Annotated in this window: 13 protein-coding genes, 1 tRNA gene and 1 other RNA gene; 9 read left to right on the forward strand and 6 right to left on the reverse strand. The window is 27.0% G+C overall.

Features of this window, described 5'->3' with window-relative positions:
- The first annotated feature begins 165 nt into the window (after positions 1 to 165).
- Entirely contained in the window at positions 166 to 1077 is a 912-nt protein-coding gene (locus H8891_RS00155; RefSeq protein ID WP_187004712.1) for a hypothetical protein, read from the forward strand.
- 85 nt (positions 1078 to 1162) lie between these two features.
- A non-coding RNA gene (gene ssrS, locus H8891_RS00160) (6S RNA) lies at positions 1163 to 1349 on the forward strand.
- A 28-nt stretch (positions 1350 to 1377) separates the two neighbouring features.
- Here ssrS and H8891_RS00165 read toward each other — a convergent pair.
- Positions 1378 to 2394 (reverse strand): hypothetical protein, encoded by a 1017-nt coding sequence (locus H8891_RS00165; protein WP_187004713.1) that lies wholly within the window; start codon positions 2392 to 2394, stop codon positions 1378 to 1380.
- 182 nt (positions 2395 to 2576) lie between these two features.
- Here H8891_RS00165 and H8891_RS00170 point away from each other — a divergent pair, with 182 nt between their 5' ends.
- Positions 2577 to 3782 (forward strand): exosporium morphogenetic protein CdeC, encoded by a 1206-nt coding sequence (locus H8891_RS00170; RefSeq protein ID WP_187004714.1) that lies wholly within the window; start codon positions 2577 to 2579, stop codon positions 3780 to 3782.
- Between the two features lie 73 nt (positions 3783 to 3855).
- On the opposite strand, the gene H8891_RS00175 is transcribed toward H8891_RS00170, so the two are convergent.
- The 3 genes from H8891_RS00175 to H8891_RS00185 form a co-directional block, all read right to left on the reverse strand.
- Positions 3856 to 4449 (reverse strand): hypothetical protein, encoded by a 594-nt coding sequence (locus H8891_RS00175; RefSeq protein ID WP_187004715.1) that lies wholly within the window; start codon positions 4447 to 4449, stop codon positions 3856 to 3858.
- Between the two features lie 13 nt (positions 4450 to 4462).
- A complete protein-coding gene (locus H8891_RS00180) occupies positions 4463 to 5785 on the reverse strand; it encodes an oligosaccharide flippase family protein (protein WP_187004716.1) in 1323 nt (440 codons plus the stop codon).
- A gap of 96 nt (positions 5786 to 5881) precedes the next feature.
- A complete protein-coding gene (locus tag H8891_RS00185) occupies positions 5882 to 6694 on the reverse strand; it encodes a histidinol-phosphatase HisJ family protein (RefSeq protein ID WP_187004717.1) in 813 nt (270 codons plus the stop codon).
- Positions 6695 to 6810: 116 nt separating this feature from the next.
- On the opposite strand from H8891_RS00185, the gene pdxR reads away from it, so the two are divergent.
- From pdxR to H8891_RS00200, 3 genes are all read left to right on the forward strand, one after another.
- Positions 6811 to 8235, forward strand: a complete 1425-nt coding sequence (pdxR, locus tag H8891_RS00190; protein WP_187004718.1) for a MocR-like pyridoxine biosynthesis transcription factor PdxR — start codon at positions 6811 to 6813, stop codon at positions 8233 to 8235.
- 12 nt (positions 8236 to 8247) lie between these two features.
- Entirely contained in the window at positions 8248 to 8472 is a 225-nt protein-coding gene (locus H8891_RS00195) for a DUF896 domain-containing protein (RefSeq protein WP_147546160.1), read from the forward strand.
- A gap of 70 nt (positions 8473 to 8542) precedes the next feature.
- The gene (locus tag H8891_RS00200) at positions 8543 to 9937 is read left to right on the forward strand and encodes an aminopeptidase (RefSeq protein ID WP_187004719.1); all 1395 of its coding nucleotides are present in this window, start codon (positions 8543 to 8545) and stop codon (positions 9935 to 9937) included.
- Between the two features lie 28 nt (positions 9938 to 9965).
- Here the strand turns inward: H8891_RS00200 and H8891_RS00205 are convergent, their stop codons facing one another.
- Positions 9966 to 10886, reverse strand: a complete 921-nt coding sequence (locus tag H8891_RS00205) for a selenium metabolism-associated LysR family transcriptional regulator (RefSeq protein ID WP_187004720.1) — start codon at positions 10884 to 10886, stop codon at positions 9966 to 9968.
- 188 nt (positions 10887 to 11074) lie between these two features.
- Between H8891_RS00205 and H8891_RS00210 the strand changes: the two genes are divergently transcribed.
- Both H8891_RS00210 and nifJ read left to right on the forward strand, forming a co-directional pair.
- Positions 11075 to 11797 carry a hypothetical protein gene (locus H8891_RS00210; protein WP_187004721.1) on the forward strand — a complete coding sequence of 241 codons (723 nt, stop codon included), beginning with the start codon at positions 11075 to 11077 and terminating at the stop codon, positions 11795 to 11797.
- Between the two features lie 148 nt (positions 11798 to 11945).
- Positions 11946 to 15476 carry a pyruvate:ferredoxin (flavodoxin) oxidoreductase gene (nifJ, locus tag H8891_RS00215; protein WP_187004722.1) on the forward strand — a complete coding sequence of 1177 codons (3531 nt, stop codon included), beginning with the start codon at positions 11946 to 11948 and terminating at the stop codon, positions 15474 to 15476.
- 42 nt (positions 15477 to 15518) lie between these two features.
- Here nifJ and H8891_RS00220 read toward each other — a convergent pair.
- Positions 15519 to 15605 (reverse strand) — tRNA-Leu (locus H8891_RS00220).
- A 138-nt stretch (positions 15606 to 15743) separates the two neighbouring features.
- On the opposite strand from H8891_RS00220, the gene polA reads away from it, so the two are divergent.
- A complete protein-coding gene (gene polA, locus H8891_RS00225; protein WP_187004723.1) occupies positions 15744 to 18386 on the forward strand; it encodes a DNA polymerase I in 2643 nt (880 codons plus the stop codon).
- Positions 18387 to 18392 lie beyond the last annotated feature (6 nt).

Below are 18392 nucleotides of genomic sequence, written 5' to 3' on the forward strand. Positions count from 1 at the left end.
ATATTATTTATATATAGAAGTATTAGATAAATTATGATTAATAATATGAAAAAGAAAAAATACTTATAAATAATATATATGCAGACTTATAAAAAAAGTAACAATAATAGTAAATAAAACATAGTTTATATATTAGGAGTAGTATATAGTAAGGGGTGACTAAGGGTGAACAATTTACTATTTATATTGGGAATGATAGCGCTAAGTAATGGCAATATATCACTATTGGATAATAATAAAAATAAATCTAGTAGTGTAGATATAAATGCAGAATATGGAAGTATGAGATCTAAGGTATCAAACAAAAGTAAAAAAATAAAATTGAAAAATAAGTTACGACCTAAGAAAATTGAAGATGAAGAAGTAAATTATAATCATGATGATGAAGAGGATATAATAGACGTGTCAGGATATATAGATGAAGCATCTAGTTTTAATATTAATGATTTAGATAAAGGTATGAAAATGCTAGAATTAAGTGATGATGACTTAGATCGTGGACTAGAGATAATAACAAGAACGAAAAAGTATATGGATAGAGATGAAAAGAAGGTTCTTGTTAAAATAGAAAGTGTATTAGATTTAGTTAGAGGTATAAAAAAGCTTAGTAGTGTTGACTTGATAGATGATGATGACGAATCAGATTTTTTTAGAAGTATGGAAGAGGATGATAAAAAAAACATGATGATAAAAGAAATACTAGAAGTCTTTCCAGAAAGAAAAAGAGAATCAGTAGAAAAAGCTATGGATATGAAAAAGAAAATAGAGTTATTTGCAGAACTATTTTTGCCAGATGATATAGGGGAAGACAATGGTTCTGGATTTAGTTTAAGTTCGTTAGCTAGCATTAATAATTTAGGAAGTTTAAGTAATTTAAAACTTTTAGGTAGCCTTTTAAGAACTGATAATCGTGAAAGTAAAAATGAAAAAAATGATAAAACTACCTACAATACTGTATACAACAATACATATGAAGAATTTGAAGATGAAAATAATTATGATGATGAAGAATATGAAGAAGAAGTTAATGAAATAGATGATTACATGGATGATGATTATGTAAGAATAGACAAATAAAAAGTGGAAAAATATCAAAAATTTAATTAAATTGCTATATAAAACTACTTTTAAATTTTTTTGATTTATTATATAATAAATATATGAAATCCTGAGGCATGCGACAGTGCTTTTTTAAATTCAACCGACAAAGTTTGAACGGGAGTATGAGTCTAACAGTGTATAACACGCCCCTTCATAATTATGGGGGAAGTTAAAAGCTGTTAGTAGTACACCCACCTGGGAGATTCTCGGGTCTGAATTTAAGGGGCCATCGGTGTTTTGGGATAAAAAAAGTATTGTGATTTCACAATACTTTTTTTATTTATTAAAATTTCCTAATATGCCAAATGGATTTTTAGTTATGAATAAGCAACTAGATTTGTAATTTAAATCATTAGAATAATTCGATTTAAAGTGTGCTCTGATGAACTTCTCATTAATGCTATAATCATCTTCTATACAATCACTCCAAGTAGCTCCTAAATCTTTAGAGGAACAAGTATAAAGCATATTATCATGAACATATGATATGAATATATTACAATCATATTTAACTATGGATGGAAATAAGTATACAGATGGAGTAGTTATATATTTATTTAAAATTTCTTCAAAGCAATTATTATTTAAATATCCATTTATATATTTTACACAATATTTATTTTCATGGTTTTCACAGTAGGATATATGATAAAAATTCAATTGATCTTTTAATACAGATAAATAAATTTTATTTTTATTAGAATTAGTAATTTGTATAGGAGAACTCCAATTTAAATTACCTACATTAAATGTGGATGAATAAATTTGAGGAAATTCATTTTGTTCTTTAAAATAAAATACAGTAGGAATATTGTTAGTAAAAGAAACTATGAAATTATCTAATATAGGAAGATTTATAAAATCTAATTTATTCTCAATCCATTTACAACCATCATTATAATGATGAAATAATATAGTTGTAGGAAGTTCTTTATTAGTTAAGTAGTATAAAATATGGATAGTACCATCTATATATTTTATATAAGGAAATGTTATACTAAAATTTTTAAAGTCGTAATGTATTTTATGTAAAAATGAAAATTTATTACTATCTTTGTTAAGTTTTAAAATATTTATATCATTATCAGTAAAAATACCATATATATTATCATTAGAATCTATATCAAAATGATAATTAGAAAAGTCTATATTTAAATGAGTTATATTTTCAGACATAGTGCATGAATCACTATTTTTGAAATAATTATAAAGCAGTCCATTTTCAGGTTTAACAATCACCATATCCTTGTTAGATTTTCTCAATATATAAGCACATTCATTAAAAAACCCCATAACTACCTCCTTAAAAATTTATTTTATAAATATATATTAATTTAAAAGATATTTATTCTATTAAGAATCGATTAATAAAATACCAATTAAGTAACAATTAGCAAAACATATGCATATTATTAATTAGGCATAATCAAGAGCCTACATTTTAAAAAGACAATCAAAGGGGAGGACAAAACTCAATGAAGGATTTAATGAGATCTAAAAAAATAGTTAACAAAAGAGTAATACAGCCTACTCAAAACACTGAAACTAGTAGAAGTTATGTAGAAGCAAATGAATTAGATGAAGATTTAAACAGAGGATGTAAATCAAACGGATGTAAACCACAATGTCATCCATATGTACAATGTGATGATAGAGATGATCATAACTGCAATTGCAATGATCATAATCATGATCACAACCATAATCATAATCACAATCATCACAATTGTGGATGCAATACAGATTGCTGCAATTGCCAAGATGATGATTGTACAGAAAATTGTTTCCCAAACCCTTGTCAAGAAGAGTGTAGTCATCCTTTAATACCACCTAAGTTTTCAACATCACAAGCAAAATTATATCCAATAGAAACTGACAGAATATTTGATACTATAATGTTTAGAGTATTTACAGATGGAAAAATGCTAAATGGTGATGATTTAAATTTCAGATATGAATTAGGAAATTTATGTGGTCCTCTACCATGTTCTGTACAAACTAATGTAACTATAGAAAAAGTTTGTATAAATTATTCTAGTATAACTATAAATCCAGGAACTACATCATTAGAGCAATTAGACATTGAAAAAGTTGATGGTAAAAAAGAAAAATGCAAATCTGTTTTTGAGTATAATGTTTGTGGCCAATTAAACAGATGTTGTAATGATAGATGTTTAGGTCAAAATGTAATGTATAAAGAAAAAGGATTAAATGTAGTTGTACACGACTTAGAAATAGAATTGACAGGTAGATTTGGATGTTCTGAATTCACAGCTATAGCTACACCATATAGTAAGTGCGACTCAAATTGTGTAGTGTTCTACTTTAATACTTTATCAAGTGATTTAGTAGTTCCAGCTGATGGAAGATCATTTACTTTAAGACAAGATTTCCAAACTCAGTTAACAGTTGATTGTATAGGCAAAGGCATAATAACTCAAGAAATAATAAACAATAAGCCATGTTTCGAGTTAGACATACCTAATGGAATAGACTTAGTGCTTTGCCTACAAAATATAGTTAGTGTATTGATAAAAGAACAAATAGTAGTTTTAGGTGGACCTACAAGAATACAACCTAGACTAGTAGACACATTTGGAAGTGTTTGTGACTTCTCACAATTCACAGGAAGCTGTGATAATGATAGAAGACAAGGAAGCTGCGATAACGATAGAAGATAAAATTAATAAGTTATATACACTAATATGAATAATTATAAAAAGGGCATTGATAAAATCAATGCCCTTTTTATAATTATTCATATCTTATACTATTACAGTAATCAAATAAAACAGTACTAGATTTTACATTAGAAAAATTTACCCAACACTTATTTGCAAGATCAAATGCCATAGATTTAAAATTATTTGATTTTATTAGATTGCTATATGAACATACAATATAATTATTTGAAATATTAATTGTATATATTGAGTTGTTAACTTTACGTACATCTTCAAATTGATATTCTAAAAATTTATAATTATAAAAGTCATAATTTATATGATGTATATTATATAAATTTTGACTTTTATACCTAGCGAAAAAAATATTTAATGAATTATTTACAATATACATGGATAATTTATTTATCTTTTTAACATAGCTGTTTAATTTAAATGTTGATATAAAATTTATATTGTTTTTTTCGTAAGTACAATAATTTAAACATCCTTTTAAATCTATATAACATATATGAATTACATCAAAATCATCTATAATTGATGAATATAAATAAATACTATTAGAAACTTTTTTAATGTCTCCGAAAGAATCTTTAATAAATAAGCAATTGTTTTTACTAAAAACATATATAGAATAATTAGTAGTTGTATTTAAAACAATCATACAATTAACCACCTTATTTTAATGATTTTAAGTATTTATATAAAACAAAATAATTTAGAATACATGATAATGTAGGCATTAAAGTTAAAATTATTATATAACCATATATACCTAAATTTGGTATAGGTAATATAAAATAAAGGAATAAGGTTTGTATTATCATTGATGAAATCCCTATAATACTAGCAATGTACTCCTTACCAATAGAATGCAAAATTCCAGAAAGTATATGATTTAAACTTAAGAATAGGGGAACTAAACACATAAGCTTTAGATAAGTACCTGCAGATTTATTATTAAAGATGATTTTACAAATTTCTTCTCCAAAGAAATAAAATAAGATTGAACATAAAATACCCATAGCAAGTGTAAGTATTACTGAAAAATAAATTTTACTTTTGATAGCATATGTATTTTTTCTTGTTACTTCCAAGGATATGCTTGGTATTAAATTTACAACAAGAGCAGAAACAAGCATGAATGGAAGATATATAAATGGAAAAACCATACCAGATATAATACCATATATACCTAATGCATTTTTATAATTAATCCCTGATAAAGCTAATCTAGATGGAATTATCATAGAACAGATAGAATTAAGAACTATACTAGACATACGATTGCAAGTAATAGGTATAGACATTTTTATAGTATTATAAGATGCTAATATAAACTCTTTTATATCTATTGTATATCGATTTTCTATATAAGGTTTTTTAGCCAAGTTAAAGGTCATAAATATTAAACTAATACACTCTCCTATGGATATACCAATTATAGCTGATAAACAAATTAGTGTGGGGTTATTAAAATTTCTTACAATAAGGTAAACAAATATAATTTTTGAAACTTGTTCTAAAATTTGGGATATTGCAGGGATATTTACTTTTTTTATACCATAATAATATCCTCTTACTACATTAGACAAAGTTATAGCTATAATTGATGGACATATAGCTAATATAAATATAGACATGTTGTTGCTATATAAAATTTTTGATGATAAATAACTAGATTTAAAGCCTACAAATATTGAAATTAAAGATGCTATTATAAAGGATATGTAAATTGTAGATATAAAAAGTGCATTTGTGCTATGTTTATCATTAAAAGCTTTTTTTCTAGCAACTAAACAACTAAGAGCTGTAGGTATTCCTGTTGTAGTAAGAGCTATACAAATCATTAAAAAATTAAATACTAAATGGTATATTCCTAGGTGGACTTCAGATAAGTTGTTTGATAGAAATATCTTATATAAAAAACCTATTACTCTAACTATAAAATTAGATAAAAAGAGTATTAAAGTTGAGTACACAAGATTAGGAATTTTCAACTAAACCACCTCCTATCTTAAGTTATATTCAACTTTAAGTATAAAAATGAAAAAATAATAACCCATATTATATATTTAGAGTTATTATTTTTAAAATTATTTAGATATTATATTTTCTATGCTTATAAATTTTGGTTTCATTGAATCGAATGTAGTTACATATTTAAAACCAAGTTCGCTTAATTTTTTATATATGAAATCAAACTTATATGCAACTTGAGATGGAATATGAGAATCTGAACCAGTTGTTATTATTTCTCCACCTAAATCTTTATACATTTTAAGTATATAAGTAGATGGAGTTAAGTCTTTAAGACCGTATCTGAAACAAGAAGTATTAATCTCAATTCCTTTTCCATTTTGGATAGCTTCTTTTAAGATAGATTCTAATATATTATAGAAAAGTTTATCATCAAGTTCTGATTTATAATCTCCATATCTTTTAATTAAATCTAGATGACCTAATACACTATAGTCATTATAATTTTTTACTATATTATATAACGTTTCATAATATTTTTCATAAGCTTTAACTTGAGTTTTATCATTAAAAAAAGTTCCATTATATAAATCGACCCTATCTATTGCATGCATTGAACATATAACAAAATCAAAAGGATATTTTTTTATGTCATTAGAACATTTTTCAAGAATGTGTGGTTGAACACCCATTTCTATACCTTTTTTTATAGTAATTTTGTTTTTATATTTATCTTTAAGCATATTAATATTTTTAAAATAAGCATCATAATCAGTCTCAAACTCTACATCACTTATTATGTCATAGTCAACATGGTCTGTGAAACATATTTCCTTTAATCCAATATCTATTGATTTTTTTACCATATCCTCCATGGGTGTTTGACTATCTCCAGAGAAGTTTGAATGCATATGATAATCGTAATACATAATTATTATCCCCTTTTTTAAAAAATTTTGGTATTATATATACATAATAATATCAAATATAGATATGTGCATCAACAAAGGCATATATAAATAATATCGTTTTAAGTGGGGATAAAATGGATAAATATAAATTTATAATAAAAGAAAATAGTCCTAAATATTTACAGATTTATAATCATATAAAGAAAATGATTATAGAAGATGAAATAAAAGCAAATAAAAAACTTCCACCAATAAGAACTTTAGCAAAGTTACTAGAAGTTAATAATACTACTATAGTAAAAGTATATGAGCTATTAGAAAAAGAAGGCTATGTATATAAAAATATAGGTAGTGGAACTTTTGTATCTGATGTAAATAGGAGTATAAATAAAGAAAAATCTATAGAAATGGATGGTATTATAAGATTTGATAATGGAAATCCATCAATAGATATGTTTCCAGTTGATGATTTTAAAGAATCTATAAATATGGCTTTAGAAAAAGAAGGTAATTCTATATTTGAATATGATGATGGACTAGGATTTTTGAATCTAAGAGAGAAATTAGTAGATTATTTAAAAAAATTAAATATAAATACTCATAAAGATAATATCCAAATAATTTCAGGAGCTCAACAAGGCATAGATATTGTATGTAAAGGTATTATAAATTACTCAGATTTAGTTTTTGTTGAAGAACCTACATATAGAGGGGCCTTAGAAGTATTTAAAAATAGAGGTGCAAAGATTATAAGTATACCGATGCTAGAAGATGGTATAGATATAGGCATATTAAAATTAAAGCTTGAAAAAACAAGACCTAAGATAATTTATACAATGCCTAATTATCAAAATCCAACAGGTATAACATATTCAATATATAAAAAGAAAAAGCTTATAGAATTAGCTGAAAAATATGATTTTTATATATTAGAAGATGATTTTATGAGTGATTTAAAATTTAGTTCTCATATAAATTACCCTTTAAGAAGTTATGATGATAAAGGAAGAGTAATTTATATAAAAAGTTTTTCTAAAATACTTATGCCAGGACTTAGAATAGGTTTAGTTGAGATGCCGAGTGAAATTTTAAAAAAAATTTTATGGGCTAAGTATTCTTCTGATATCTCAACATCAGGTATCATTCAAAGGTCTATGTATCATTACATGGAAAATTTTGATTGGGATGAATATATAAAAAAGTTAGAAAAAGCTTATAGTGAAAAATTTGAACTAGCATCAAAATTGATAGTTAAGAATTTAGGAGAAAAACTTAAGCTAAAAGTTCCATCTGGAGGTATAAACTTCTTTTTAGAATTGCCAAGAGGGTACTCATCTAAAGAATTTAGTTCATATATTTTAAAAAAAGGGGTATCAATTTTATCAGGAAGTCATTTTTTTGACACATCTATAGATGATAGGTTCTTTAGAATAAATATAGCACAACCAAGTATATGTGAAATAGAAAAGGGAATAGATATAATATCAAAAAATATAGATGAATTTTTAACTAATTATAAAAATACAGAAGAATTTAAAGAAAATAAACTATTTTTTTAGGAGTGATAATAAATGAATAACGAATTTGATAGAGACAAATTAAATAGAATAAATGAATTAGCAAAAAAACATAAAGGTGAAGGTTTAACAGAAGAAGAACATAAAGAAAGAGAAGGGTTAAGAAAAGAGTATTTAGAGCACTTTAGAGGACATTTTAGATCAAGATTAGAAAATATTAAGGTTGTTTCACCTGAAGAATATGAAGAAGCTATGAAAAAACAAAAGAACCAAAAATAATATAAGCCTAATATTGTAAGTGTGCTATAATTATCGTAAGGAAAAATTTTACTAGAAAGGGAGTATTGTTATGGACTTAAGACATGAATTTAAAAATGCATGGAATCAAATTAATGAAAACAAAGAGTTAAATAGTGTTATGGATTATGCAAATGGCTATATGAAGTTTTTAGATGCAGGTAAGACAGAAAGAACATCAGCTAGAGAAATAATAAGACAAGCTAAAGAAAATGGATATATATCTATAGAAGAAGCCATGTCAAAAGGAAGTTTATCAGCAGGGGACAAAATATATGCAAATAATAAAGACAAAGGTGTTGCATTATTTGTAATAGGACAAGAAGAATTACAAAATGGAATGAGAATAGTTGGTGGACACATAGATTCTCCTAGACTAGATTTAAAACCAAATCCACTATATGAAGATGGGAAAATGGCTTTATTAAAAACTCATTATTATGGTGGAATTAAAAAGTATCAATGGACAGCATTACCATTATCATTACATGGAGTTGCAATATTAAATGATGGAACTAAAGTTGATATATGTATAGGTGAAGATGATAATGATCCAGTATTTTGTATAACAGATTTATTAATACATTTATCAGCTGATCAAATGCAAAAGAAATTAGCTGATGGTATAACTGGTGAAGCTTTAAATCTTTTAGTTGGGCATATGCCATTAGAAGGTGAAGAAAAAGATGCAGTTTCTGCAAATGTATTAAAATTATTAAATGAAAAATACGATATGACAGAAAAAGATTTCTTAACAGCAGAAATAGAAATAGTTCCAGCTGGAAAAGCTAGACATTTAGGACTTGATAAATCTATGATTATAGCTTATGGACATGATGATAGAGTATGTTCTTATGCTGCAGTAAAATCTATATTTGATATTGAAAACCCAAGATATACAGCAGTTGCGTTATGTGTAGATAAGGAAGAAATAGGATCAAAAGGAAATACAGGAATGCATTCAAGATTCTTTGAAAATACTGTAGCTGAGCTTATAAACATAGAAGGAAATTACTGTGAACTTAAAGTAAGAAGAGCTATGGCTAATTCTAAAGTATTATCTGCTGATGTTTCTGCAGGATTTGATCCTACATACCCAGATGTACTTGACAAGAGAAATGCATGCTATATGGGATATGGGGTAGCTTTAACTAAGTATACAGGAGCTAGAGGTAAGAGTGGATGCAATGATGCTAATGCAGAATTTGCAGCACAAGTAAGAAGAATATTTGATAAAGCTGAGGTTGTATGGCAAATAGCTGAACTTGGTAAAGTAGACCAAGGTGGCGGTGGAACAATCGCCCATATATTAGCTGAACAAGGAGCAGAAGTGATAGATTGTGGAGTAGGTGTATTAAACATGCATGCACCATATGAAATAGTATCTAAAGCAGATATATATGAAATGTACAAAGGTTATAAAGCATTTTATACAATAGAAGCATAATATATAAATAAAAAAGATAAGTGATTTATCACTTATCTTTTTTATTTATATCAATATTGAAATAATCACAAATACTATCTAAAAATTTATATTCTAATGGAGAAAAAGTTTTTTTGTTTGAATATGCAAAATAAAATTTTCTATCAAATTTTAAATTTTTAATTTTATAATATCTTATCTTTTTAAGATTTATATCATCTATAACAGAATTATATGAAACAAAAGATACCCCAAGTCCTAACCTAACCATTTCTTTTATAGATTCATTAGATTCTACATAAGCAATAGTATCTAGACTGTTTATTGAAATTTTATTAGATTTAAGTTTATTTATAACTATACTTTGTGTTCCAGATCCATCTTTTCTCATTATAAACTTTAGGTCATGCAATTTTTCTATATCAATATAATTATCTTCATTTTCTATAACTAAGTCAATTGGAGCTATTAAAACAAGTTCATCATCTATTAAGTCTATATACTGAATTTTTTTATTATTAATTTTAGATCCCACAAATCCGAAGCTGCTACGTTCATTTAAGATTTCAGATATAGCATCTTGAGAATCATATCTGCTAATGCTAAATTTCACATTTGGATAGTTACTATAAAAGTTTTTTAAAAAGTCAGGAAGTATATATGTTTCAGGAATAGAACTACAAGCTATATCTATTACTCCTTCAATTTTTCCATTATACTCTTTAATATCATAAACAGCTTTTTTACAATTATTTAATATATAAATAGCATGCTCATATAAAATTTCACCTGATCTAGTAAGTGTTATTACTTTATTATTTCTATTTACTAAAACTGTATCGAAATTTTTTTCTAAATTCTGAATATGAGCACTAACTGTAGGTTGTGTAAGAAATAACTCTTTTGCAGCTTTAGAAAAACTATTATACTTTGCAACAGCTACAAAAACTTCTAGTTGTTTTAAGTCCATAAAAATGTCCCCCCCTAAATTTGTCATAATATATTATAGCATACAACTAAGTACTTAGAAAAAATATAAAGGCAAATGTCGATTTAAAAGAGAAGTCTTACAAAAATATTACAATATTCTGATATAGGTTATTTAATTAAGATAAATATTATATAATTAACTATAAGTAAATTTAGGAGGATTAGTATATGAGGAAAGTTAAATTAATTAGCACTGTGCTAATTTCCATACTAATAATCTCAGGATGCAGTATGAATAAAGATAAGAACGTAGATAAAGCTACTCAACAAAAGAATATAACGAAAGTTCAAAATGATATAAGCGAAATAATGGGAAAAGATTATGACTATGTTGTTAAAAATATGGGTAAGCCATATTTAACAACATACTACATTAACATTGATAAATTTAAAAATTGTAAGAATTTAGACTTTAATCAACTTTTAAGTAAATTAGATATAGAATTGGTATATCCAAAGGAAGGATACGAAAATAGTGCACTGTATGTAGATATAGATAATAATAAAGTAGTTGATGTAAAAACTAATGAATTTGTAGGAGTTTCATCTGGATTTGAAAACTTGCCTGAATATGCATCTTCATCAAATGTCATAATAGATTTTTACAATAAGCAAAAATATTTAAGTATGGATAAATTAAAAGGTATTTCGCTAAAATCGTATGAAGGAAAAAGTATAAAAGATTTTGCTAAAGAAACTGGTTTAGATGCACCAAATGCATTTGCATACAGTGAGAATAGCAATAAAATAATAAGTTATTACATTTTAGACAACAATAAAGATACATTAGAAGATATAATTGCAGTAGCTCAAGAAAATGATAAAATAACAAGTATCTCACAAGTTTCTAAATCATCGATTGTAAATTCACTAGCAAAATTAATAAACTAAAAAATACTCCCTATTTGTAAATAGGGAGTATTTTTTAGTTTATTAAGAAATTGGTATATATAATTAAATAATGCAGATAATATTTTATGACTAAAATAAGAAACTTAAATACATAATCTAAATGAAGATAAATAAGGAGGTATATATAATGGGTAAGCAAATAATTACTATAGATGGTAATACGGCAGCTGCACATGTTGCATATGCATTTACCGATGTTGCGGCAATATATCCAATAACACCATCATCTACGATGGCAGAAGTTGTAGACGAATGGGCAGCTCAGGGAAGAAAAAACGTATTTGGACAAAAGGTTAGTGTTGTAGAAATGCAATCAGAAGCAGGAGCAGCAGGAGCATTTCATGGATCACTTCAAGCAGGGGCATTGACAACAACATTTACAGCATCTCAAGGTTTATTACTTATGATACCTAATATGTATAAGGTATCAGGAGAGCTGTTACCTGGAGTTTTTCATGTAAGTGCTAGAGCTATAGCATCTCAAGCATTATCTATATTTGGAGATCACCAAGATGTTATGGCAGCAAGACAAACAGGATGTGTTTTATTAGCATCAAGTTCAGTTCAAGAAGTAGCGGATATAGCACCAGTAGCACATTTAGCAGCTATAAAAGGAAGATTACCATTTATTCATTTTTTTGATGGATTTAGAACATCACATGAAATACAAAAAATAGAAGTTTTAGATTATGAAGATTACGCAAACTTAATAGATAAAAAAGCCTTACAAGAATTTAGAGACAGATCATTATCTCCAAATCATCCAGTTACAAGAGGAACAGCACAAAATCCAGATATATATTTCCAAACTAGAGAGGCTTCAAATAAATATTATGAAAACATAGTGCCTATAGTTGAAGATTATATGAATCAAATTGGTAAATTAACAGGAAGACCACATGGTTTATTTGATTATTTTGGACCTAATGATGCTAAATATTTAATAGTTGCAATGGGGTCAGTTACAGAGACAATAGAAGAAACTATAACTTATTTAAATGGCCAAGGAGAAAAATACGGATTAGTCAAAGTGCATTTATATAGACCATTTTCAACTAAGCACTTTATGGACGTTATACCGTCTAGTGTAGAGAAAATTTGTGTTTTAGATAGAACTAAAGAACCTGGTTCTATAGGAGAACCTTTATACCTAGATGTCAAATCAGCATTTTATGAAAGTGATAAAATTCCTAAGATAATAGGTGGAATATATGGTCTAGGATCTAAGGATACAACACCAGCAGATATAAAAGCTATATATGAAAATTTAAAATCAGATAATCCTAAAAATCAATTTACTGTAGGTATAGTGGATGATGTAACTAATAAATCAATAGAAGTTGATAGAAGCTTTAAAATAAGTCAAGAAGGAACTATAAGATGTAAATTCTGGGGATTAGGTTCAGATGGTACTGTAGGAGCAAACAAACAGGCAATAAAAATAATTGGTAATAATACAGATATGTTTGCTCAAGCATACTTTGCATATGACTCCAAAAAATCTGGTGGTATAACTATGTCTCATTTAAGATTTGGAAAAACACCTATAAAATCTACTTATCTTATAGATGAAGCTGACTATATAGCATGCCACAATCAATCTTATGTAAGTGAATATGATTTAGTAAAAGGACTTAAAGAAGGTGGAACATTCGTATTAAACTGTATATGGGATAAAGATGAATTGGAAAGCCACTTACCTGCAAAACTTAAAAACTATATAGCTAATAATAATATTAATTTCTATACAGTTAATGCTACTAAGATAGCACAAGAAATAGGTCTTGGGAATAGAATAAATATGATAATGCAATCAGCATTTTTTAAATTAGCACAAATAATACCAGAACAAGATGCAATAGAGCATTTAAAAGATTCTATAAAGAAGGCATACGGAAAAAAAGGCGAAAAAATAGTAAATATGAACTACGAAGCTGTTGATAGAGGAATGAATTCTATAAATAAAATTGATATTCCTGATTCTTGGAAAAATGCAAAAGATGAAGAGAAACATGACAATGAACCAGAATTTATTAAAAATATATTAAGACCTATGAATGCTCAAGAAGGAGACAATTTACCAGTAAGTGCATTCAATGGTATAGAAGATGGTACATTCCCTAATGGTACTGCAGCTTATGAAAAACGTGGAGTAGGAATTAATGTTCCTGAATGGATATTAGAAAATTGTATTCAATGTAACCAATGTGCATATCTTTGTCCACATGCATGTATAAGACCATTTTTACTAAATGAAGAAGAAGTTCAAAAAGCTCCAGAAAGTTTTGAAACTAAAAAAGCTGTAGGTAAAGGTCTTGAAGGATTACAATATAGAATTCAAGTTGATAATATGGACTGTACAGGTTGTGGTAACTGCGCTGATATATGTCCAGCTAAAGAGAAAGCTTTAGTTATGAAACCGTTAGAAACTCAATCTGACAAAGAAGTGCCTAATTGGGAATTTGCAGTATCACAAGTTTCTCATAAAGGAGATTTAGTAAATCCTAATACTGTAAAAGGAAGTCAATTTAGAGAACCACTTATAGAATTCTCTGGAGCTTGTGCTGGATGTGGAGAAACTGCATACATCAAGATAGCTACACAATTATTCGGAGATAGAATGATGATTGCTAATGCCACAGGATGTTCATCAATTTGGGGAGGTTCAGCACCATCAACTCCATATACTGTAAACCATGAAGGTAAAGGTCCATCTTGGGCAAACTCTTTATTTGAAGATAATGCAGAATATGGTTATGGAATGTATTTAGGTGTTAAGCAAATAAGAAACAGAATTGAAAATTTAATTAGAGAATTAATAAGTATGGATATAGATGAAGAAAGTAAAAAGTCGTTTAACTATTGGCTAGAAAGTAAAAATGATGGTGAAGAATCTAAATGTGCATCAGAAGGTGTTTTAAAAGCAATAAGTAATATAAAATCTTCAGATGAAAAAATAACTTGCATAACAAATCAGATAAAAGAGCTTAAAGATTATCTAGTTAAAAGATCTCAATGGATACTTGGTGGAGATGGATGGGCATATGATATAGGTTATGGTGGACTAGATCATGTACTTGCATCAGGTGAAGATGTAAATGTGTTAGTATTTGATACAGAAATTTATTCAAATACTGGAGGACAAGCATCTAAATCTACTCCAGTTGCTGCTATGGCTAAGTTTGCCGCAGCAGGTAAGAGAACTAGAAAAAAAGATTTAGGTAGAATGGCTATGACATATGGTAATGTATATGTAGCTCAAGTATCATTAGGTGCAGACAAAAATCAACTAATAAAAGCTATAGTAGAAGCTGAAAATTATGATGGTCCATCACTTATAATATGTTATGCACCGTGTATATCTCATGGGTTAAAAGAAGGTATGGGTCGTACTGTTGCAAATGAAGAACATGCTGTTAAGTGTGGATATTGGCATTTATATAGATATAACCCAACTTTAAAAGAACAAGGTAAGAATCCATTTATATTAGATTCTAAAGAACCTACAGAAAGCTTTAGAGATTTCTTAATGGGACAAGTAAGATATTCAGCTATAGCTAAACAATTCCCTGATATAGCTGAAGAATTATTTGAAATGACAGAAGAAAATGCAAAAGAAAGATATGAAATATATAAAATGTTAGCGCAACAAATGTAAATAACAAAAAAGAGAATAGATTAAATCTATTCTCTTTTTTATTGGTGCCGGTTGTGGGACTTGAACCCACACGGTATCACTACCAACGGATTTTGAGTCCGCCCCGTCTGCCTATTCCAGCAAACCGGCTTGTTATAGTTTAATTATATCAGTTGAAAAAATGTTTCGCAATATATTTTCTCTTAATATACTTTAAATAATATGGTAATATTAAATATAATACAAATTGGCAATAATACAAAGGATAAATAATTAGGAGTGATAAACTTGGATAAAACTTTAGTTATAATAGATGGAAACTCAATAGTTAATAGAGCTTTTTATGCATTACCTGACTTGACTAATAAACAAGGCTTACATACAAATGCTATATATGGATTTACAACTATGTTATTTAAGATAATAGAAGTGTACAAACCTACACATATAAGTGTTGCATTTGATAAAAAAGCTCCGACTTTTAGACATTTAGAATATAAAGAATATAAAGCTGGTAGAAAGAAGATGCCAGATGAATTAAGAGAACAGCTAGAACCATTAAAAAATTTATTGGATGCTTTTAATATAAATAGATTAGAATTAGAAGGCTATGAAGCTGATGATATAATTGGTACAGTATCATTAAAAGCAGAGCAAGAAGGATATAAAGTATATATAGTTACAGGAGATAAAGATGCTATACAATTAGCATCAAACACTACGACTACACTTATAACTAAAAAAGGTGTAGGAGAAGTAGAAGAATATGACTTTGATGAAGTTATGAAAAAATATCAAATGACTCCAACTCAATTTATAGACTTAAAAGGACTTATGGGAGATAAGTCAGATAATATACCAGGAGTACCTGGAATTGGAGAAGTAACAGGGATAAAACTTATAAAAGAATTTGGTAGTATTGAGAATATAATCGAAAATATAGATAGTATAAAAGGTAGTCCAAAGAAGAAACTTCAAGAAAATAAAGAATTGGCGATAATGAGCAAGAGATTAGCAACTATTATTAGAGATGTTCCTATAGAAGTTAATTTAGATGAATTAATATTTGGGGATTATGATAAATCTAGATTAATTGAAGTTTTTAATGAACTAGGTTTTAATAGTTTAATAGCAAGATTAGGAGAAAATTCACAAGAAAATGGAGAATCTAAAGAGTTAAAAATAAATGTAGAACATCTTGAAGATATATCTGAATTTATTAAAGAAGTAAAAAGTAAAGGTAAGTTGATTTTAAAGACAGTTAAGAAAAGTGGTAATATACTTGAAAAAAATATAATATCTATTTACTTAAGTGTAAACGGAGAAGATATATACTACATAAATGAAAATCAAATAGATGAAGTAAAAAATATATTAATAGATAAAGATATAAGAAAATATGGATATGACTTAAAAGCAGATTATATAGCATTAAGACCATATGATATATCTTTAAATAATATGTATTTTGATATATCTATAGCTGAATACCTTATAGACTCAAGTAGCTCTAATTATACATATGATTCTATAGCTATGAATTATTTTGGACAAAAAATAAAATCTATGGAAGAGCTATTAGGAAAAGGTGTAAAGGCTAAAAAATATGAAGATTTAGATAAAGAAGAATTAAATAATCATATAGGAAGTATAGTTAATCTTATTGAAAACGTAGTTTCTAAAATGGAAGAAAAACTAAATGATATGGATATGGATGGTTTATTCTATCATGTAGAAATGCCTTTGGTTGAAGTTTTAGGATATATGGAATACGAAGGAGTAATGGTAGATAAGGATAAATTAATAGAATTAGGTGAAGAATTTAAATTATCTATAGATAAATTAGAACAAGAAATATATAAACTTGCAGGAGAGGAATTTAATATTAACTCACCTAAGCAATTAGGAGTTATATTATTTGAGAAGTTGGAATTACCAGTTATAAAGAAAACTAAAACTGGATATTCAACTAATGCTGAGGTACTAGAAAAATTAAGAGATAAACATGAAATAATAGACAAAATAACTGAGTATAGACAAATTGTAAAATTAAAGTCTACTTATGTAGATGGATTAATAAATATAATAAATCCTATAAGTAAAAGAATACATTCTTCATTTAACCAAACGATAACAACAACAGGTAGAATTTCATCTACAGAACCTAATCTTCAAAATATACCGGTAAGATTAGAGTTAGGTAGAAACATAAGAAAAGTATTTATAGCAGATGATAATTGTAAGTTGGTTGATGCAGATTATTCTCAAATAGAATTAAGAGTATTGGCTCATATGAGTCAAGATGAGCATATGATAGATGCATTTAATCATAATGTTGATATACATACAAAAACAGCATCTCAAGTTTTTGGGATTGATATAAAAGATGTAACAAGTGAAAAAAGAAGTGCTGCAAAGGCAGTAAATTTTGGTATAGTATATGGTATAAGTGATTTTGGTTTATCACAAAATCTTCATATACCAGTAAAAGAAGCTAAAATGTATATAGATAGTTATTTAAATACGTATGAAGATATAAAAACATACATGGATAACACTATAGAAGAAGCTAAAAGAGATGGATATGTAAAAACTATTTTAAATAGAAGAAGATATATACCTGAAATAAATTCTGGAAATGTAGTGGTTAGAAATTTAGGTAAAAGGCTAGCTATGAATGCACCTATACAAGGTAGTGCAGCAGATATAATAAAAATAGCTATGGTTAATGTATATAAAAAACTAGAAGAAAAGAATTTAAAATCAAAATTAATACTTCAAGTACACGATGAACTTATAATAGAGTGTTGTGAAGATGAATTAGAAATAGTATCAAGGATTGTTAAAGAAGAGATGGAACATGCTGTATCGATGGATGTTAATTTAGATGTAGACTTAAATGTTGGAGATTCTTGGTATGAAACAAAGTAGGTGGTA

This window comes from Paeniclostridium hominis (genome assembly GCF_014306135.1).
Taxonomy (GTDB): domain Bacteria; phylum Bacillota; class Clostridia; order Peptostreptococcales; family Peptostreptococcaceae; genus Paraclostridium; species Paraclostridium hominis.